General features: G+C 63.6%; 22 protein-coding genes, 1 tRNA gene and 1 pseudogene. 13 read left to right on the plus strand and 11 right to left on the minus strand.

The features are described from left to right. Positions 1-5: 5 nt before the first annotated feature. The 3 genes from ACFPFW_RS04885 to ACFPFW_RS04895 form a co-directional block, all read right to left on the minus strand. On the minus strand, positions 6-401 hold the full coding sequence (locus ACFPFW_RS04885) for a VOC family protein (RefSeq protein ID WP_114958609.1): 396 nt from the start codon (positions 399-401) through the stop codon (positions 6-8). Next, the gene (locus ACFPFW_RS04890) at positions 402-722 is read right to left on the minus strand and encodes a c-type cytochrome (RefSeq protein WP_114958623.1); all 321 of its coding nucleotides are present in this window, start codon (positions 720-722) and stop codon (positions 402-404) included. A 191-nt stretch (positions 723-913) separates the two neighbouring features. After that, complete coding sequence (locus ACFPFW_RS04895; RefSeq protein WP_114958610.1) at positions 914-1,345, minus strand: organic hydroperoxide resistance protein; 432 nt, start codon at positions 1,343-1,345, stop codon at positions 914-916. 149 nt (positions 1,346-1,494) lie between these two features. Between ACFPFW_RS04895 and ACFPFW_RS04900 the strand changes: the two genes are divergently transcribed. From ACFPFW_RS04900 to ACFPFW_RS04925, 6 genes are all read left to right on the plus strand, one after another. Then, positions 1,495-1,956, plus strand: coding sequence for a MarR family winged helix-turn-helix transcriptional regulator (locus tag ACFPFW_RS04900; protein WP_114958611.1), 462 nt, complete (start codon positions 1,495-1,497; stop codon positions 1,954-1,956). 6 nt (positions 1,957-1,962) lie between these two features. Continuing rightward, the gene (gene acuI, locus ACFPFW_RS04905) at positions 1,963-2,940 is read left to right on the plus strand and encodes an acrylyl-CoA reductase (NADPH) (protein ID WP_114958612.1); all 978 of its coding nucleotides are present in this window, start codon (positions 1,963-1,965) and stop codon (positions 2,938-2,940) included. 63 nt (positions 2,941-3,003) lie between these two features. Continuing rightward, complete coding sequence (locus ACFPFW_RS04910; protein WP_114958624.1) at positions 3,004-3,678, plus strand: response regulator transcription factor; 675 nt, start codon at positions 3,004-3,006, stop codon at positions 3,676-3,678. Then, complete coding sequence (locus ACFPFW_RS04915) at positions 3,675-5,033, plus strand: sensor histidine kinase (RefSeq protein WP_114958613.1); 1,359 nt, start codon at positions 3,675-3,677, stop codon at positions 5,031-5,033. The genes ACFPFW_RS04910 and ACFPFW_RS04915 overlap by 4 nt, the downstream gene beginning before the upstream one ends. Positions 5,034-5,116: 83 nt before the next feature. Continuing rightward, positions 5,117-5,707, plus strand: coding sequence for a class I SAM-dependent methyltransferase (locus tag ACFPFW_RS04920; protein WP_114958614.1), 591 nt, complete (start codon positions 5,117-5,119; stop codon positions 5,705-5,707). Further along, positions 5,707-6,351 (plus strand): DedA family protein, encoded by a 645-nt coding sequence (locus ACFPFW_RS04925; RefSeq protein ID WP_114958615.1) that lies wholly within the window; start codon positions 5,707-5,709, stop codon positions 6,349-6,351. The genes ACFPFW_RS04920 and ACFPFW_RS04925 overlap by 1 nt, the downstream gene beginning before the upstream one ends. A 4-nt stretch (positions 6,352-6,355) precedes the next feature. On the opposite strand, the gene ACFPFW_RS04930 is transcribed toward ACFPFW_RS04925, so the two are convergent. After that, positions 6,356-6,778 (minus strand): winged helix-turn-helix transcriptional regulator, encoded by a 423-nt coding sequence (locus ACFPFW_RS04930; protein WP_379769683.1) that lies wholly within the window; start codon positions 6,776-6,778, stop codon positions 6,356-6,358. Positions 6,779-6,903: 125 nt separating this feature from the next. Here ACFPFW_RS04930 and ACFPFW_RS04935 point away from each other — a divergent pair, with 125 nt between their 5' ends. The 3 genes from ACFPFW_RS04935 to ACFPFW_RS04945 all read left to right on the plus strand — a co-directional run bounded on the left by ACFPFW_RS04935 (position 6,904) and on the right by ACFPFW_RS04945 (position 8,128). Beyond that, entirely contained in the window at positions 6,904-7,515 is a 612-nt protein-coding gene (locus ACFPFW_RS04935; RefSeq protein ID WP_114958616.1) for an FMN-dependent NADH-azoreductase, read from the plus strand. A gap of 78 nt (positions 7,516-7,593) precedes the next feature. After that, positions 7,594-7,668, plus strand: a tRNA-Gly gene (locus tag ACFPFW_RS04940). Between the two features lie 271 nt (positions 7,669-7,939). After that, positions 7,940-8,128, plus strand: coding sequence for a hypothetical protein (locus tag ACFPFW_RS04945; RefSeq protein ID WP_114958617.1), 189 nt, complete (start codon positions 7,940-7,942; stop codon positions 8,126-8,128). A 22-nt stretch (positions 8,129-8,150) separates the two neighbouring features. Here the strand turns inward: ACFPFW_RS04945 and ACFPFW_RS04950 are convergent, their stop codons facing one another. The 6 genes and pseudogenes from ACFPFW_RS04950 to ACFPFW_RS04975 all read right to left on the minus strand — a co-directional run bounded on the left by ACFPFW_RS04950 (position 8,151) and on the right by ACFPFW_RS04975 (position 13,870). Then, positions 8,151-8,282 (minus strand): hypothetical protein, encoded by a 132-nt coding sequence (locus tag ACFPFW_RS04950; RefSeq protein WP_379769687.1) that lies wholly within the window; start codon positions 8,280-8,282, stop codon positions 8,151-8,153. Positions 8,283-8,796: 514 nt separating this feature from the next. Further along, a pseudogene (locus tag ACFPFW_RS04955) lies at positions 8,797-9,016 on the minus strand (hypothetical protein); the annotation flags it as partial. Between the two features lie 77 nt (positions 9,017-9,093). After that, entirely contained in the window at positions 9,094-9,513 is a 420-nt protein-coding gene (locus ACFPFW_RS04960) for a hypothetical protein (RefSeq protein WP_114958482.1), read from the minus strand. A 105-nt stretch (positions 9,514-9,618) separates the two neighbouring features. Beyond that, positions 9,619-11,919, minus strand: a complete 2,301-nt coding sequence (locus ACFPFW_RS04965) for a xanthine dehydrogenase family protein molybdopterin-binding subunit (protein WP_114958481.1) — start codon at positions 11,917-11,919, stop codon at positions 9,619-9,621. Beyond that, positions 11,916-12,374 (minus strand): (2Fe-2S)-binding protein, encoded by a 459-nt coding sequence (locus ACFPFW_RS04970; RefSeq protein WP_114958480.1) that lies wholly within the window; start codon positions 12,372-12,374, stop codon positions 11,916-11,918. Before ACFPFW_RS04970 ends, ACFPFW_RS04965 begins: the two co-directional genes overlap by 4 nt. Positions 12,375-12,778: 404 nt before the next feature. After that, entirely contained in the window at positions 12,779-13,870 is a 1,092-nt protein-coding gene (locus ACFPFW_RS04975) for a S1C family serine protease (RefSeq protein ID WP_114958479.1), read from the minus strand. A gap of 397 nt (positions 13,871-14,267) precedes the next feature. On the opposite strand from ACFPFW_RS04975, the gene ACFPFW_RS04980 reads away from it, so the two are divergent. The 3 genes from ACFPFW_RS04980 to ACFPFW_RS04990 all read left to right on the plus strand — a co-directional run bounded on the left by ACFPFW_RS04980 (position 14,268) and on the right by ACFPFW_RS04990 (position 15,321). Further along, the gene (locus tag ACFPFW_RS04980; protein ID WP_114958478.1) at positions 14,268-14,477 is read left to right on the plus strand and encodes a cold-shock protein; all 210 of its coding nucleotides are present in this window, start codon (positions 14,268-14,270) and stop codon (positions 14,475-14,477) included. Positions 14,478-14,877: 400 nt separating this feature from the next. Beyond that, positions 14,878-15,078, plus strand: a complete 201-nt coding sequence (locus ACFPFW_RS04985; protein ID WP_114958477.1) for a hypothetical protein — start codon at positions 14,878-14,880, stop codon at positions 15,076-15,078. Between the two features lie 6 nt (positions 15,079-15,084). Beyond that, positions 15,085-15,321: a hypothetical protein gene (locus ACFPFW_RS04990; RefSeq protein ID WP_114958476.1), complete on the plus strand. Its 237-nt coding sequence runs from the start codon at positions 15,085-15,087 to the stop codon at positions 15,319-15,321. A gap of 400 nt (positions 15,322-15,721) precedes the next feature. Here ACFPFW_RS04990 and ACFPFW_RS04995 read toward each other — a convergent pair whose 3' ends face one another. Then, positions 15,722-15,883, minus strand: a complete 162-nt coding sequence (locus tag ACFPFW_RS04995) for a hypothetical protein (RefSeq protein ID WP_162799785.1) — start codon at positions 15,881-15,883, stop codon at positions 15,722-15,724. 508 nt (positions 15,884-16,391) lie between these two features. Between ACFPFW_RS04995 and ACFPFW_RS05000 the strand changes: the two genes are divergently transcribed. After that, on the plus strand, positions 16,392-17,138 hold the full coding sequence (locus ACFPFW_RS05000; RefSeq protein ID WP_114958475.1) for a PhnA-like protein: 747 nt from the start codon (positions 16,392-16,394) through the stop codon (positions 17,136-17,138). Positions 17,139-17,148 lie beyond the last annotated feature (10 nt).

Here is a 17,148-nt window from a genome sequence, read left to right on the forward strand (position 1 = left end):
TTGGGTCAGACGAAGCGGCCACCTCTCTCGATGACCTCGATTTTGTAGCCGTCCGGATCGGTGATGAAGAAAAAGCGGGCGAGCGTTTTTCCCTGGTGCTTGAAGTCGCGCAGCGGCCCCGGCGACAGCCCTTCGGCGTCGAGCCGCGCATGTTCGCCATCGAGGCCGTCGACCAGCACCGCAAGATGGCCGTAGCCGTCACCGAGTGCATACGGCTCGGCTCGGTCCTTGTTCACCGTCAGCTCGACCTCGAATGGCGAGGACGGATGGCGAAGATAGATCAGCGTGAAATCGTCGAAGTCGAACCGGTCGGCGGGCACGAGCCCGAAGACTTTCCGATAGAAATCGGTCGACCTCGCCTCGTCGAGAACGCGGATCATCGAATGCGTCGGAGTGGCCATTCAGTGCATGTCCTTGAGATACTGGATGATGGCGGTACGGACTTCGGGCTTGGCCTGGCGATAGGGCATGATCGCGCCCGGGATCATCGCCTGCGGGTCAGCCAGCCAGGCATCAAGCTTCTGCTCGTCCCAGGCCCAGTCGGCTTTCGAGAACCCCGCCGAATATTTGAAATCGGGAACGCTGCCCACCTTGCGGCCGAACACGCCGAAAAGCGTCGGTCCCTGCCGCTTCGGCTCAGAGGTTGTTGCGGTGTGACAGGCCGCGCACTGCCGCTTGAACAGATCTTGCCCTGACGGCGGCGTACTTTGCGGCAGCGGCATTTGCGCCTGTGCGGCGGAGCTTAGAAGAACCAGTCCGACGCTCGTTGCGAGCGTGGGTATCTTCAGCATGTGTCCTCCCGGCTTTTTCTGGAATCATAGCGGGGGCGAAACGCGATAGGTGGTAGCGGGCTGTTGCGCCTGAACGAACGAGGGCCGGCGCGATTGATCGCGCCGGCCCTTCAAAACCCGGTTCAGCCCGCGACGACGGTCAACTTGACGTCGATATTATTCCGCGTCGCGTTCGAGTACGGGCAGACCTGATGCGCCTTGGCGACCAGCGCCTCGGCGGCCGCCTGGTCGATGCCCGGCAGAGCGATCTCCAGCGCTATCTCGAGGCCGAAGCCGCCTTCCGAGCGCGGGCCGATGCCGACCGTCGAGGTCACGTTTGCCTCGGCCGGAACCTTCGGGCCGCCCTGCGAGGCGACGAACTTCATCGCGCCGAGGAAGCAGGCCGCATAGCCGGTCGCGAACAGCTGTTCCGGATTGACGCCGTCGCCACCCGCGCCGCCGAGTTCCTTCGGCGTGGTCAGCTTCACGTCGACCGCGCCGTCGAGCGTTGCGGAATGGCCGTCGCGGCCGCCGGTTGCGCGAGCCTTGGTGCTGTAGAGAACGTTCACGGACATGGCGATTTTCCTTTCTGGGCGGCCACCGATTATCGATTGCCGACGATTTAATCGTGAACGATTTAATATGGGCAGGGATTTCGGCTGTCAAGCGTTGGCGATCATATCGCGCACGATTATATGTGAGACCACAACCTGGAATCCGCGCTATGCCGAAATCCGCTCCCGCCCACGCCACGCTCGGCCTCGACGACCTGATCTGCTTCGCCGTCTACTCGACAGGGCACGCCTTCAACCGCGTCTACAAGCCGCTGCTCGAAAAGCTCGGCCTCACCTATCCGCAATATCTGGTCATGGTCGCGCTATGGACCGAGGACGACCAGACGGTGGGCAGCCTCGGCGACAAGCTCTTCCTCGAATCCAGCACGCTGACCCCGCTGCTGAAGCGCCTCGAAGGCATGGGCCACATCACCCGCAGCCGCGATCCAGCCGACGAACGGCAGGTCCGCGTCCGCCTGACCAAGAGCGGTCTGTCGCTGCAGCAGGACTCCGACCACTTGGCCGGATGCATCCTCAGCGCGACCGGGCTGTCGCTGGAAGACGTGCTGCACCTCCGCGCCACGGTCGCCAAGCTGCGCGGCAACCTGCATAAAGCGGCATTGGTGGAGTAAAGACCGATGTTCAGGGCGATCGTCGTCGAGAAGACCGAAACCGGCAGCGCGGCGCGGCTGGCCGAACTCGACGAGACGGCCCTGCCCGAGGGCGACGTCACCGTCCGGGTCAGCCATTCCACGCTGAACTACAAGGACGCGCTCGCCATCACCGGCCGCGGCCCGGTCGTCCGTTCCTTCCCGATGATCCCCGGCATCGACTTCGCCGGAACGGTAGAGACCTCGTCCAGTCCCCGCTTCAAGCCGGGCGATGCGGTGCTTCTGAACGGCTTCGGTCTCGGAGAAGCGCGCTTCGGCGGCCTGTCCGAACTCGCCCGCGTCGAGGCCGACTGGCTGATCCCGCTGCCCGAGGCACTTCGCCCGGCGCGCGCGATGGCGCTCGGCACCGCCGGCTATACCGCCATGCTCTGCGTCATGGCGCTGGAAGCCCACGGCGTCACGCCGGACAAGGGCGAGATCGTCGTCACCGGAGCGAATGGCGGCGTCGGCGGCGTCGCGATCCAGATCCTCCATCACCTCGGCTACCGCGTCACCGCCTCGACCGGCCGGCCGCAGGAAACCGATTACCTGAAATCGCTCGGCGCCGACGAGATCATCGAGCGCGCCGAGTTCTCCTCGCCCGGCAAGCCGCTCCAGAAAGCCCGCTGGGCCGGCGCTATCGACAGCGTCGGCAGCCATACTTTGGCGAATGTCTGCGCCGCGATGAAGGACGACGGCGTCGTCACCGCCTGCGGCCTCGCGGGCGGCATGGATTTCCCCGCCACCGTCGCGCCCTTCATCCTGCGCGGCGTCACCCTCGTCGGCATCAATTCGGTCTACCGCCCGCTGAAGGATCGCAAGACCGCCTGGCACCGCCTTGCGAACGAGATCGATCTCGAAAAGCTCGACCTGATGACCCGCACCATCCCGCTCGCGGACACCATCCAGGCCTCGCACGACCTTCTCGACGGCAAGGTCAGGGGCCGCGTCGTCGTCGAGATCTGAAGGCGCAATGTTCCCGCAATGCTAGGATAGAAGCCTCAGGGTTTCATGGGGATGGGCCGGACATTGCGTGTTCTGTTGCTGGAAGACGAGCCAGAAATGGCATCGGCGCTGCGCAGCGCGCTCCGCGCCTACGACACCGTCGTCGACCATGTCTCGACCCTCGCCGAGGCTGAGGAAGCCGCCGACCTCAACGCCTATGGCGCCATCCTGCTCGACCGTCAGGTGCCGGACGGCGACGGCCTGTCCCTGATCCCGAAGCTTCGCGCCCGCGGTCTCGGTACGCCGATCATTGTGCTCACCGCACGCGGCGATCTCGACGACCGTATCGACGGCCTCGACACCGGCGCCGACGATTATCTCGCCAAGCCCTTCGCCATGGACGAGCTTCTCGCCCGCCTCCGCGCCGTGATGCGCCGCCCGTCCGGTATGCAGGCCGAGATCATGAGTTTCGGCCGACTCTCCTTCGATCTCGGCAGCCGCGAGGTCAGGATAGATGGCCAGCGCATGGTCCTGCCGCGCCGCGAACTCCTCGTCCTCGAAACCCTGCTGCGCCGCATCGGCCGTACCGTGCCGCGCTCCTCGCTCGAAGAAGCGGTCTACGGCTTCGGCGACGAGATCCAGTCCAACACGCTCGACGCCCATGTCTCGCGCCTTCGCCGCAAGCTCACCGAGGCCAAGGTCGGACTCGAAATCCACCCCGTCCGAGGCATCGGTTATCTGCTGAAGCAGGCGCAATGAGCAATTGCGCGCCCTCGCTCAAATGGCACCTGATATGCCGGCTGACGGCGCTCCAGGCGATATTCCTGACGGCGCTCGCCGTCCTCATCGTCGTCCTGCTGTGGTTCACCGGCCATCTCACCAAGCTTGAGCCGGAGGACGAGACGATCGACGCTATCGCCTCCTCCGTCGTCCGCGACGGCGATGGCGCCCTCGCCGTGCGGGATACGGAGACTCTCGAGGATCGCCGCGGGGAGATTTCGGATTTCTGGTACGTCATCCGCGACCGCGACGGCCAGACACTCAGCCAGGGTCCGGTGCCGGCACAATATGCGAGGATCGGCGGCGCGCTCGATGGCGTCGGCCAGGCCAAGCTTGGCGGCAATCTCCGCGGCGGCATCTCCGCCACGGCGCGGGTCAAATGGGCCGAGACGCCCGCCGGCGAGGTGCAGATCCTCACCGGGTCCGGGGGCAGCATTCCGTTCCGCCGGGTCATATCGGCGGCCTCGACCGTGTTCGTCAGCACCGTGCTTCCGCTGATCGCGCTAACGGCCCTCGCCACGATCATCGCGACGCCGCTCGTCGTCCGGAAAACCTTCGCCAGCGTCGGCGCCGCGGCCGCCCGCGCCGAGCAGATCGACATCGACCGACGCGGCACGCGGCTTCCGCTCGAGCAGGTGCCGCGCGAGATCGTCCCGCTCGTCACCGCCGTCAACGACGCGCTCGGTCGGCTCGACCAAGGTTATGAGCAGCAGAAGCGCTTCTTCGCCAATGCCGCGCACGAACTGCGCACACCGATCGCGATCCTGCAGACCCGGCTCGACGCTCTCCCGCCGGGTCCGGAGAAGTCGCGGCTCCTGGAAGACCTCGCGCGGCTGTCGACCCTTGCCGACCAGTTCCTCGATCTCCAGCGGCTGAACCATCGATTGTCGCTCATGCCCGTCGACCTCGTCGCGATCGGCCGGCAGGTGACGTCGGATCTCGCTCCGCTCGCCATCGCCGCCGGCTACGAACCCGCCTTCGAAACCGAGGAGGAGAGGATCGAGGTCATCGGCGACCGCTCCGCGCTCGAACGGGCGGTGACCAATCTCGTCCAGAACGCCATCCAGCATGGCGGGCGCCGCGGCAACATCACAGTGCATGTCTGCCGCGCGACGGGCATCACTGTCACCGACCAGGGCGAGGGCATTCCGTCGGAGGATCGCGAACGGATATTCGAGCCGTTCCACCGGCTGCAGACGCGCAGCCAGGGCTTCGGCCTCGGGCTCAACCTCGTCCAGGAGATAGTCCGCCTGCACAGCGGCGAGGTCAGCGTGCTCGACGGACCGACCGGCGGGGCGGCGTTCCGTATCGTGCTGCCGCAGGCGGCCGCCTGAAATCCCGCAATGTTCTGACAATCCGGCCGGCCTACCACCGCATCCGAGCCGCGAACGATCCGCGGTTTTGTGCGGAGTTTTCCATGTCGTCCCGGAGCGTCCTGCTGTTCGCCAGATCATGGGCGGCCAACCCCTTCATGGTCGGGGCGATCGCGCCGTCTGGACCGGCTCTCGCCGATCTCATCACCAGCGAGATCGACCCGTCGCGCGGCCCCGTCCTCGAACTTGGCCCCGGCACCGGCGTCTTCACCGAGGCGCTGCTCGAAAAAGGAGTCCGCCAGCAGGATCTGACGCTTGTCGAATACGGCTCGGATTTCGCCCGCATGCTCGAACTGCGCTTTCCCGAAGCGCGCGTGCTCTGGATGGATGCGGCACGGCTCGGCTCCTACAATCTGTTCGACCCGGGGCTGCTTGGCTCGGTCATAAGCGGCCTGCCGCTCCTCAGCATGAGTCCACGCAAGGTCGCTGCCATCCTGATGGGCGCCTTCGCCAATCTCCGGCCCGGCGGCGCCTTCTACCAGTTCACCTACGGCGTCCGCTGCCCGATCCCGCGCCCGCTGCTCGACCGGCTCGGCTTGAAATCCGCCCTCCTCGGTCGCGCCCTCCTCAACGTCCCGCCGGCCAGCGTCTACCGCATCACGAGGCGCGGCCCGCTCCGCCTGATGGCCATCTGATGGACGCCCTCGCCGGCATGCCGGATCTCGTCGCCCTGCTCGCGGGCTTCGGCGCGTTCGGCTTCGTCCTCTGCGCGCTCGTCGAGAGGATCGTCCCGGTCCTGCCGTTCTATCTGATGCTCGTCGTCCTCGGCATGACCAGCATCGCAAGCGGCCACGACCTCGCGATCGCCGCCATCGCCTGCACCATGGGCTCGACCCTCGGTTCGCTCGGCTGGTATCTGATCGGTCGCTGGCTCGGCGCCGAGCGAGGCGAGGCGCTGGTTGCTCGCTTTGGCCGATATGTCTTCTTCGACCTGCACCAGTACCGCCGCCTGACCGCGTCCTATATGCGCGACCGGTTCTGGATCACCGTGGTCGGGCAGACGATCCCGGCCGTGCGCATCTATCTGGCGTTCCCGGCCGGCGTGCTCGGCCTGCCGCCGGTTGGCTTCGCCGCCGCGACCTTCCTCGGCGCCCTCGCCTGGAACACGCCGCTCCTCGCTCTTGGTTACGTGCTGCGCGGAAGCGCCATCGACCCGGTCACCGCCGCGATCGGAACGATCGCCGGCCTGCTCGCCCTGGAGTTCGGCCTTGTCGCCTTCCTCCGCATCGGCCGCCTGTTTCGCCGCAACCGCGTCGCGCCGGCCGAACGGCGGACCTGAGCCGTCACCACATTGGCTTGTTCGCCTGCGCCTCGGCATATCGCTGCCGGGCGTCGGCAATCTCACCCTTGTGTTCGGTCATCCATTTGTAGAGCGTGGCCAGCGGCACGATCAAAGTCCGCCCGAGCTCGGTGAGCTCATAGTCGACGCGCGGCGGAATGGTCGGATAGACGGTGCGGCTCACGAGCCCGTCCTCTTCCAGCCCCTTGAGCGTCAGAGTCAGCATGCGCTGCGAGATGCCCTCGACCTTGCGATGCAATTCCTTGTAGCGCAGCGGCCCGCTCGCCAGAGATCCGACGATCAGCACCGTCCATTTGTCGCCGATCCGCGCCAGCATGTCGGCGAAGCCACGGCACTCCTCGTGGCTGACCTCGCCCTCGGCGATCACCGCCGGTTCCGTGCGAACAATTTTGTGCGCGGCGTCCAAAAAAGTGCCTCCTTGCGAGCTTTGCGGCAGGCTGCATCTTAGCCTGACGAACAAATTGTGCCTAGGCACCTTTTTTATACCTAGTCGCCAGGCCGGTTTGTCGATCGCGAGACAGGATCGAACAAATGACGCTTCTTCACATCGATTCGAGCATCACCGGCTCGGAATCCGTCAGCCGCAAGCTCACCACCGACATCGTCGCCCATCTCACGGCGCAGCGGCCGGATCTGCGCGTCGTCTACCGCGACCTCGCCGCCCAGCCTGTCCCGCACCAGACGGAGGCGCTCCTCATCGCCAAGTCCGGCGCCGGCACGCCGGGCACCGACCTCCAGGCCGCGATCACCGCGACCGACACCGCGCTCGACGACTTCCTGGCCGCCGAGATCGTCGTTATCGGCGCGCCGATGTACAATTTCAGCGTTCCGAGCCAGCTCAAGGCATGGATCGATGCGCTCGCCGTGCCGGGCCGCACCTTCGCTTACGGCGCGAACGGCGTCGAAGGTCTCTGCGGCGACAAGAAGTTGATCGTCGCCTCCAGCCGCGGCGGCATCTATTCGCCGCCCTCGCCCATCGCCGTGCTGGATCACCAGGAGACCTTCCTGCGCGGCTTCTTCGGCTTCATCGGCGTCACCGACATCAGCTTCGTCCGCGCCGAAGGCGTCCGCATGGGGCCGGAGCAGAAAGAGCAGGCTTTGGCCGCCGCCCGCGCCGAAACACAGGCGCTACGAGCGGCCTGATCGGGCCGCCTTATTGGGGAAACACCGAGTGGGCCGCGCCTTGCGGCCCACCGAGCCGCCCGCTAGTCTCCCCGGCGCGCGGGCGTAGTTCAGAGGTAGAACGTCAGCTTCCCAAGCTGAATGTCGTGGGTTCGATTCCCATCGCCCGCTCCAGCACTTAGCACCTTTTGAGGCGGTCTGTTTTGCTGCTGGTTTTGCAACTTGCGTTCTCCTTTCGACCTTATCGAGCTTCAGAATCAGCTCTCGCGTTGCCGCCGTGCGGTCGACGTAACGACGGATGACCTTGGCGACGTGCGCCTCCTCGGAGGAGCAGGATGAGGATCGCGATGCCGGCGGCCGTGGCCAGGATTTGAAGCGGCCAGACCGCGCGTTGTGCAGTTCAGACACGCGCCAGTAGACCGCGGCGAGAAGGGCTGAGGCCAATATGGCGGCGCTCGAGGGCAATGTGCTGAAGGATATCACGGTGATGCCGGGCGAATGGATCGGCGGCACGATGGCCTTCGAGCCGCCTCGCAAGGAGGACGCCGATGGCAAAGCCAGAAGCTATTCGATAGGCCTGAAGATCGGTGAGGACACGCACGTGATCGAGATCACGCAGGCGCCTGGAGAGTAAGGCGAGACGACACGCAACGATTTCATTCCTTCACGTCGGAGCTCGTAACGGCTGTGTCACCCTCTAAGCGATCGTCGTAGACGTATGACACGAGGTAAGCGCCGATCAGAGCGGCTATGCCGATTGCGACTCCCACGATTGTGATGCGGTTCATGGGTCCACCTTCAGGCGCGAAGCCTAAGCTCATCTTCGGTCGCGTCCCGAGTAGTGATTTCCCGGCGATGTGCTGGCTCCCGCCGGCGCGGCGCGCTTTCGGCATCGGGTCGCGCAAGTTCAGCATAGAAGCGGCTCAAGCCGCTGAACATCTCCGACAGTCCGTCTTGGCGGGATGCTTCGAAAGCGCACCGCCGGGACTCGCGACGGAGCTCCCAATCCTCTGAAATCATGTCTAGCTGCCTCCCGTGGGAAGCGGCTTCTGTTGCCGCAGGGTGACTTTCGCAGATCCTGACGACTGATCATTAACAGCGGTTAAGAACTCCAAAAAAGACGAGAAAAAGCGCCGCTTCGGCTCCGGTAGCCAGCCGGGGCGCACAGTCGATCCAAAGCACTGGGAGGTTTTACGCGCCCCGGTTAGATCGACTGGATCTCAATCGCATTGGGGCTTTTTCCCTGCGCTCCATCAGCCCGTCGACTACGCACACGATCCGCTGGAATAGTGAGTCCCTGCATCATCCCGTGACCCGATGGTGGTCAAAGGGCAATCGCCTCAATCTGCGTTTATCGATGATCAGATCGAGAAGCGCCCGCAGTCGTGCAAGCCTCCTCAAAAGTCGATGGTAGCCGATCCAGGTTTCTCTCCCCGGAGGTTCCTCGCCAAAATCGATCCTCTCGACCCGTCGAGCCTATCGCCAACGACCTCGGAAGCACGGCCACCCCTATTCCGACGGCATTTGGTGGTTACGTTGCTTTGGCAAGATGTCCGACCGCTCAGTGGTATTGCCCCGCATGGACGCAATGACGCGACACTAGGGAGACCCGAGCTGGCGCTCGGCTTGAGTGACCATGTCGAGGCAAGCGGCGCTGTTCCCCCGTCCGTCGAGCATGCGGGCCTCATTGAGGCTCGCACGAGCCTGCATGGCGCGGTCGCCACCGCCGCCCTCTTCTGCCGCCTGTCGCGTGGTTTCGGCCTCCCTTGCTTCATTCTGGAATGGCGGGACGGTGGGCGCCGCGATCGGCGCTCCCTTATCGCGAGCCTGCATGGCCTGGCTCTCGCGCGCCGCGGCAACGCTCTGCCCTCCAGAAGAGACAGAGGCGGCGGCCTCTGCCATTTCCTTCACGCGCGCTTCGATTGCATCGATGCGGTCGGTGCAGGTCGAGGCGAAGGAAGATTCCGCAAACAGCAGAAGCAGTATCGCGCTAGTCGCAGGCATTAGGCGGAACGGCATGGGGCATCTCCGTTTCAAGGTGACGCCGAACCATCCCTCATCGATTCGGTGATCCGGCGCCGGTGGTCTTCGGTGTCGCAGGCTGGACAACCGTCGGGCACACCGTCACGTGCTCAGTTGGTCCCTAATCGGCAATTGGCGAATGCGCTTGCCCGTTGCGGCGAACACCGCGTTGGCAATGGCCGGCGCTACCGGCGGTAGCCCGGGCTCGCCGACGCCGCCAAGAGGCCTGGTGTAGTCCGTCGAGGGCAATAGATGCACATGGATCTCGCGCGGCGCCGAATCCATCCGGGTGAGCTCATAGGTGTCGAAGTTGTTCTGCTCCGCCCGCCCGTTTTTGAACGAGATCTCTGCTGAAGTAGCGAGCCCGGCTCCCATGATAACCGCCCCCTCCATCTGGGAGCGAACCCTGTCTGGATTGACCATGGGCCCGCAGTCGATTGCGATGTCGACACGTGGGATCGCAAGCCTGCCTCCGTCGCCAACCGCCACCTCCGCCGCCACCGCAATGTAGCTAACGAAGCTGTAATGGCCGGCGATGCCAAGTCCGCTTCCCTTCGGCAAGGTCCGGTTCCAACCGATGCCCTCGGCTGCGGTCTCGACCACGCGCCGAAGACGGCCGGTGTCGATCGGGTAGAGGGCAGGATCTTCGCCGTGATTCCAGACGTCTCCGATCGTGGTCGGATCGATGATCCGAGCTGGGCCGATGAGTTCAAGGAGATAGTCCTTCGGGTCGCGGCCCGCGGCATGGGCAAGTTCGGCCACGAACGACTGGATCGCGAACGCATGCGGGATATTGGACACCGCTCGATACCAGCCGATGCGAACATGCGCTGTGGCTTCCGGATTCTCGGCCCTGATGTTCGGAATGGCAAAGGGCGTGTTGACGAACCCCATGCCGAGTTCAAAGGGCAGCTCGTGCTTGGGGTCTGGCGCAAATATCGATCCGATCGTCGGAGCTGCACTGCGATGCAGCCACGCCACCGGTTTACCGGAGGCGTCGAGCCCCGCCTCAAGGCGCTCGACCGAGACGGTGTGATAATATCCGTGATGCAGGTCGTCCTCACGGGTCCAGGTGACCCTGACCGGTGCTCCGTCCATGGCCTGCGAGCAGAGGCCTGCCTCGACGACGAAGTCCGGCTTGGATTTCCGCCCAAACCCGCCGCCAAGCAGAGTGACGTTGACCTTCACCTTCTCGACCGGCAGGCCTAGGCGCTTGGCAAGGCGTGCACGGGTGACCTGAGGCGCCTGCGTGCAGGCCCATGCTTCGGCCGCCCCGTTGACGATGCGAACGAGCGCCGCGGGCGGCTCGAGCGGCGATTGAGCCAGATGCGGGATGTAGTATTCGGCCGAGATGCGCTTCGTGGCGCCGGCCATCGCGCGGTCGACGTCGCCCTCATTGCGAACGACCTTGCCGGGCTTGCTCGCCGCCTCGCTGAGGCGGGCGCGATAGGTGTCAGAGGAATAGACCGCGTTCGGGCCGTCTTCCCAGGTCACCTTCAGCGCCTCGCGTCCTCTGATGGCGGCCCAGGTATTGCGGGCAATGACGGCGACGCCGCCAAGCGGTTCGAATTCGGACGGTATCGTCGGCGGTTCAATGGCGATGACCTTGACGACGCCCGGCACCTTCAGGGCGTCAGCGGCGTCGTAGGACGCCACCTTGCCGCCGTAGACCGGCGGACGGGCGACAACCGCATAGAGCATGCCTTCGGCGCGGGCATCGATGCCATAGATTGCCTTGCCCGTGGTGAAGTCGTGGTTGTCGATGAGGCCGATCGTGTCCTTGCCGATGTAGCGGAAGGCCGATGCCTCTTTCAGACGTACGGTATCGCGATCCGGCACCGGTAGCATCGCTGCAGCTTTGGCCAGCGCGCCATAGCCCAAGGTCCGTCCGCTCGCGACGTGCGTGAACGAGTGATTCTCGGCCCGAACCTCCGACGCTGCCACGCCCCACTGAGCGGCCGCGGCCTGCGCCAGCATCGTGCGCGCCGCCGCTCCTGCGCGGCGCATCGGCATGAACCAGTGACGTAAGCTCCGCGAGCCGTCCGTGTCCTGGTTCCCGAAGCGTTCCTCGTCGGCCCAGGCCTGGGCGACACGAACCCGCGCCCAATCGGCATCGAGTTCGTCGGCCACCACCATAGCGATGGAGGTGCGTACACCCTGTCCCATCTCGGAGCGGTGGCAGGTCACCGTGACGGTGCCGTCCTCAGCCAGAGAGACGAAGACGGCGGGATCATCGCGCCAGCCGTTCGGCATGCCGTCCGCCCCGAACTTCTTCTCTTCGGCGGGAAGCCTGGTCGGCAGGCTCACGGCGAGAACGAATACGCTGGCGCCGAGGCCGGCAAGGACGGTGCGGCGGGAGACATTGACCACGCCGCCGGTGATGTCTGTGACATGCTCGGTCATAGCCGCACCCCCTTGGCTGCCTGCTTGATCGCGGCGCGGATGCGCGGGTACGTGCCGCAACGGCAGAGATTGCCGCTCATCGCGGTGTCGATGTCTTCGTCTGTAGGATCTGGCGTCTCCTTCAACAGCGCGGCTGCCTGCATGATCTGGCCGGACTGGCAGTACCCGCATTGCGACACGTTGAGATCGCGCCAGGCGACCTGGACCGGGTGATTGCCGTCCGTTGAGAGGGCCTCGATGGTTGTAAGAACAAGGCCATCCGCGGCCGAGACCGGCGTCTGGCAGGCGCGCACCGCCGTGCCGTCGAGATGGATGGTGCATGCACCACAGGCCGCGACGCCGCAGCCGAACTTAGTGCCGGTGAGACCAAGCTCATCGCGCAAATACCAGAGGAGCGGCATATCAGGATCGCCGTCGTAGCGGCGCTCGGTGCCGTTCACATTGAGAGTAGTCATCAGCGTATCCTCCCTGAGGCTGGAGAGGTCCGGTTACACGGCCGGTTCGACCTGGCCCGGTGCCACTAAGTCACGCTTGATGCCCATATCGTGCGGGCGCTCCGTTCGGAAAGGCAAGCTGCGCAACCGCAAGTTTTCGTGACTGCACCGCAATGAAACTCATCACCCGGTCAAGGACGTGCGGCCTTCTCAAGGAGGGGTCTAGCGACGCTACGAGAGCTTAGCGAAGCCGGCGATCGAGGCGATGCGCGATCCGACGCCGGAGGTGTTAGCGGCGATGTTTGAGGCCATGTTCGAAAGAGGCTCAGTTGTCCCAGATGGATCAGATCACCGCCTTCTCGAAATCACTTCGGTCGCCTGTAACCCCCAGGCGCAGCGGGCCGGAGCGCCAGCCGTTCACCTTTTCAGCGATTGCCAATATCGACGGCGGCGACGCGGACGGTTCGTCGACCTCCACTCCCCTCTAGAGTCAGCGATAGCTCTCCACTCACCCCGACTTCCTCCAAGCGATCAGTCAGGTCCGTTAGCTGCCGCACCTGTTTCCCATCTGCTTCGACGATGACATCACCAATCGACCCCGCCTGCTCATCAATGCCTCTGATGCCAGCCCGCTCGGCGGGTGATCCCGGAACCACCGCCGCGACCACCAGTCCTACCAGCCCCAGTTGCGCTGCGACGGCGTCATCCGCCGCGACTATTCCAATACCGGGCGTTGGAACTCGGCCGTCATTGATAAGCGACGGGACAACCCTGTTCACGGTATCGACCGGAATGGCAAACCCGATGCCGGCGTTTGTGCCGGAGGGCGAAAATATCGCTGTGTTCACTCCGATTAGCCTGCCCGCAGAATCCAGCAATGGTCCGCCTGAATTTCCAGGATTGATGGCAGCGTCGGTTTGAATCACGTTCGCCACCTCCCGCCCGCCACTGGTGGGAAGGCGCCGCTTCAAGGCACTTATGATGCCCATCGTCAGAGACTGGTCCAGGCCGAAAGGATTTCCGATAGCGTAGGAAATCTGCCCGACCTTCAAGCCTTCGATCGTTCCGACAGAGACAGCCTTGGGTAAATCCGCGGCCGCTGAAACCCGGAGAACCGCCAAGTCATAGTTCCGGGCGGTCCCGACTATCCGAGCCGGCACCGTTTTGCCGCTCGCGAAGCGCACCACCACCGATCCGGCGTTTTCCACGACATGATTGTTAGTCACGATATGGCCCGCCTGGTCCCAGACAAAGCCTGTTCCAGAACCTACCCCCTGACTGCGGCTCGCGTCACCTAACGACATACCGCGAGGCAATGCCACGACCTGAACAACGGATGGCGCAACGGCTTCGAAGACCGCTGTGCTGGAACGCTCGAAGGCACTTAGATCCCCCCGCGCTTCTACCGGCTTTGGCTCCACAGCCGAGAACAGCATCATTGTTACTACCGGTTGCACCGCCAGCCCTAGAATCAGAGCTCCAGCGAGCAGCAGGAGGGACGTCAGAGTTCTCGGCATGCGGAAGCGCTCACATAGGTGCGCGATCAACGGGAGAATGCCAGTGAGCGTTCCGGCCTGCGGCAGTTGAACTTGCTGTCAGTGAGGCAGCAGGGCAGGACGCCGATGAGGAGGACTTTATTTGCGCTTGATCTTGACTCTAGTGGACGTTCCTCCCCGCCCTTCCCACTGATGTCTTCCCTCCGCCCCGAACCATCCACTGAAATATATCGGGAACATTTTCGTGTCCGCATCCTTGAATCGAACATAGTTCCCGTATACGAACAACATCGAACTTGTAGACGAATGTTGTTTTGCGCCACGGCGCCCACGCGATCTTCCTTCTCAATTTCAAAAAACCCGAGCCACAGCACACTGCTGGGGATCGAAACACTATGTCGATTGAAAGGAAATCGTCATGAACATCGGAACAGTTAAGTTCTTTGACGCCCACAAGGGCTTCGGTTTCATCCAGCTTGACCAGGGCGGCCCGGACGTATTCGTCCATGCGTCGGCTGTCGAACGCGCTGGAATGCGCGGGATTGCCGAAGGCCAGAAGCTCAGCTTCGACATCGTCAGAAACGATCGTAACGGCAAGTCCGCGGCTGAAAACCTGCAGGCGGCCTAAATTTAGTCTCTCTACCGCTGACCACGGATGTACTGGCAGCGGATTTGACGAGGTATACAAGAAGGTCGGGCTCGCCCGGCCTTTTTTGTTTCTCCGTGTTCAGGAACAATTGACTTCCAGACGCGCGAGGAACCTGGCCTCTCGCGCTCGAGCACGTCGGTCTTCACGATTTTCGCCGGTCAGGTCATAGGCGGCGACAGGTTCGATGCTTTGCCGGTGGCGCGGAACAGTCCGCGAGCGGACGCGCTCATGCCCACACGTCCGTCTCTTCCGCGGCCGAATGGATGCTGAGCACTCGCCCCAAAAGCGGTCCCGATCGCGCGATTACGTACCTAGGATTTTTGTCAGGAACGACGCCGCACTCGCTTCTGTTGAACTCACCTACAAGGGAGGATTTGCGATGCGGCTGCGTTTCGAGGTGAGGCAGGAAACGGATGGAAAATGGGAGGTGATCAACATCTTCACTGGCCAGGTCGTGGTCGTGGAGGAACACCCGCTCTTCGGACTCAAAGAGAGCGATGCTCGTGACATGGCCAATCTGCTTAACAGCCGACGGTTCGGTGCCCGGGAGCCTCTCCCGCGAAACTATCGGGGCCTCTAGACAACGATGACGAACATTGTCCTGAAGCCGTCGCTCGTCGTTCGGGACGGCAAGATGCGGCGAGAACTGCTGACCTTTAGCGACATCCTCGATTACGTGGCTCCGACTGGCGCCGCTCCTGCCATGGGGATCGGCAAGATCGTGCTGGGAGCGAAGAGCGCCGACGACCAGAACGCCGCCGCCGTGAAGTTTCGCGAGTGGGCCGCCAAGTCGGGCCTGCTGATCTACGAGCACGAACACTGAGGTCATCGCCCTACCGCTTCTCTACGCGGATTTTCCGGGCTAGCTGTGCGTTTCGCGCGGCGACCATCGCGACATGAAGACGAGCGGCAGCGGCGTGTCTAGGCAGCGCCGCAGCCGCCAGCTCGACCGCATCCTCCAGCACTTCGCCGTAAACTCATATCTCCGCGCATGGCCCAGCCCGCCCTCGCCCGGCGGGATTTTTGTTTGTTCGCTACCGAACAGCAACGCCGAGCCCCCTTGTAAGTTGATCCCACAAACGGGCTGCTCCACCTGTCCCGTCGCCTCTCGCGCCTAACGAGCGGAGATCGGTTATGAACCGAACTACAATCATCGGAATTGCTGTTGCGATCGTCGTGCTGATCGGCGCGCTATTCGTCTACATCACGCATGACGATGAAATTCAGGGGAAAATGGCGGGGCCCACCAGCGAACAGAAGTGATCGACTTTTTTGTTATCGGTCTGCTCGACCTTGTCGTGGATGCTCGCGCCTTTGACATCGGCGTCCTTCGGCCCGGCCTTTCCGCGCTGCTCCGGCGGAATCGGTGGGGGTCTGTTGGTCATCGTTCCCTCCAATGGTGACAGCGGATGAACTAGTCACCGAAGGTCCAGTTCCCGCCCGAAACCGGACCAACCACGATCATCTTTGAAGCTTCTCTCTCATGCGGATGTTTAGCTAGGCTTGGGCTCTGTCCGCTATCGAACAGCAACCGAAGCGCACGTCTTCTGGTTTATCTCGCACAGCCAGGGCCATACTGATTGTTCCTCGCGGCCACCTCCCTCGGCGGGGTTTCTGTTTGAACCCAAACGTCCGTCGTCGCGTTTCGGCATAGGCGGGTGTAGATTCCCCTGCCCGTCATTCGGGAAAGACAACTTGCCCCGCCCTCACCGGCGGGGCTTTTGTTTGAAGCGGCGTCTCGGCAGTGACAACGCCAAATCGCAATCGGGATCCGGCGCGGGAGAGTGCATTCGAGCGAGTACGCAACCGCACTCCCGACCCCACTGCGGTAACTCCTAGGAACACAGGATAATAATCCGGCGTTGGTTTGAGACTACACCCAGGAGTTAAGTCATGGCGCATATCGACACCCCCCGGGGCATGGGAGCTATGGACGCGCCACATCGCTCGCCGGTCAGCCCGGCAGAAGACATCCGAACCGTCGCGATCAACCAAATCTCATGGAGCGCGGTTTTCGCGGGCGTGGTGACCGCACTGGCCCTGCATGTGATCCTGAACCTACTCGGCCTTGGAATTGGTGCCGCGACGATCGAGCCCACGACTGGAGAAACGCCGGACGCTCAGACGTTTTCGATCGGCGCCGGGATTTGGTGGACCGTATCCGGCATTCTCGCGTCGCTCGCCGGCGGCTATGTCGCCGGCCGCACAAGTGGCAAGCCGAAGGGAAGCACCGCCGGATTCCATGGCTTTGCCTCCTGGGCAACAACCACCTTGGTCATCTTCTACATGATCACGACCTCGGCTGGCGCATTGGTTGGCGGGCTCTACAGCACAGTGTCCGGCGTCGTGGAGCAGCACGCAGGCCAAGCCGCCCAAACGGCGGCGAACACTCCCGATCCTGTCGGTCGACTAAGGGGACAAGTTCAGCAGATGACCGGCCAAGACCCGAACAATCCGTCACCGGAAGCAAAGCAGCGCGCGGCTGAGGCGGCTGATGCGACCGCGACGGCGGTATCCACCGGCGGGATTTTTGCTGCCGTAGCGTTGCTGCTTGGCGCGGCAGCGGGGTTCATGGGAGGCCGTATGGGCGCAGTTGACCCCACCATTACGACCGCTCGCCTCGCTGGAACCGGGAGGTGAGCTCGGCTAG

The organism is Flaviflagellibacter deserti (genome assembly GCF_042652085.1).
GTDB classification, from domain to species: Bacteria; Pseudomonadota; Alphaproteobacteria; order Rhizobiales; family Methylopilaceae; genus Flaviflagellibacter; species Flaviflagellibacter deserti.

Bases quoted from the DNA above. Each gene is read 5' to 3' on its own strand.
- ACFPFW_RS04925 (WP_114958615.1), top strand. From the start codon at position 5,707: ATGGACGCCCTCGCCGGCATGCCGGATCTCGTCGCCCTGCTCGCGGGC.
- ACFPFW_RS04935 (WP_114958616.1), top strand. From the start codon at position 6,904: ATGACGCTTCTTCACATCGATTCGAGCATCACCGGCTCGGAATCCGTC.
- ACFPFW_RS04970 (WP_114958480.1), bottom strand. From the start codon at position 12,374: ATGACTACTCTCAATGTGAACGGCACCGAGCGCCGCTACGACGGCGAT.
- ACFPFW_RS04900 (WP_114958611.1), top strand. From the start codon at position 1,495: ATGCCGAAATCCGCTCCCGCCCACGCCACGCTCGGCCTCGACGACCTG.
- ACFPFW_RS04890 (WP_114958623.1), bottom strand. From the start codon at position 722: ATGCCGCTGCCGCAAAGTACGCCGCCGTCAGGGCAAGATCTGTTCAAG.
- ACFPFW_RS04920 (WP_114958614.1), top strand. From the start codon at position 5,117: ATGTCGTCCCGGAGCGTCCTGCTGTTCGCCAGATCATGGGCGGCCAAC.
- ACFPFW_RS04990 (WP_114958476.1), top strand. From the start codon at position 15,085: ATGACGAACATTGTCCTGAAGCCGTCGCTCGTCGTTCGGGACGGCAAG.
- ACFPFW_RS04980 (WP_114958478.1), top strand. From the start codon at position 14,268: ATGAACATCGGAACAGTTAAGTTCTTTGACGCCCACAAGGGCTTCGGT.
- ACFPFW_RS04975 (WP_114958479.1), bottom strand. From the start codon at position 13,870: ATGCCGAGAACTCTGACGTCCCTCCTGCTGCTCGCTGGAGCTCTGATT.
- ACFPFW_RS04885 (WP_114958609.1), bottom strand. From the start codon at position 401: ATGGCCACTCCGACGCATTCGATGATCCGCGTTCTCGACGAGGCGAGG.
- ACFPFW_RS04995 (WP_162799785.1), bottom strand. From the start codon at position 15,883: ATGACCAACAGACCCCCACCGATTCCGCCGGAGCAGCGCGGAAAGGCC.
- ACFPFW_RS04915 (WP_114958613.1), top strand. From the start codon at position 3,675: ATGAGCAATTGCGCGCCCTCGCTCAAATGGCACCTGATATGCCGGCTG.
- ACFPFW_RS04895 (WP_114958610.1), bottom strand. From the start codon at position 1,345: ATGTCCGTGAACGTTCTCTACAGCACCAAGGCTCGCGCAACCGGCGGC.
- ACFPFW_RS04960 (WP_114958482.1), bottom strand. From the start codon at position 9,513: ATGCCGTTCCGCCTAATGCCTGCGACTAGCGCGATACTGCTTCTGCTG.
- ACFPFW_RS04950 (WP_379769687.1), bottom strand. From the start codon at position 8,282: ATGAACCGCATCACAATCGTGGGAGTCGCAATCGGCATAGCCGCTCTG.
- ACFPFW_RS04985 (WP_114958477.1), top strand. From the start codon at position 14,878: ATGCGGCTGCGTTTCGAGGTGAGGCAGGAAACGGATGGAAAATGGGAG.
- ACFPFW_RS04945 (WP_114958617.1), top strand. From the start codon at position 7,940: ATGGCGGCGCTCGAGGGCAATGTGCTGAAGGATATCACGGTGATGCCG.
- ACFPFW_RS05000 (WP_114958475.1), top strand. From the start codon at position 16,392: ATGGCGCATATCGACACCCCCCGGGGCATGGGAGCTATGGACGCGCCA.
- acuI (WP_114958612.1), top strand. From the start codon at position 1,963: ATGTTCAGGGCGATCGTCGTCGAGAAGACCGAAACCGGCAGCGCGGCG.
- ACFPFW_RS04965 (WP_114958481.1), bottom strand. From the start codon at position 11,919: ATGACCGAGCATGTCACAGACATCACCGGCGGCGTGGTCAATGTCTCC.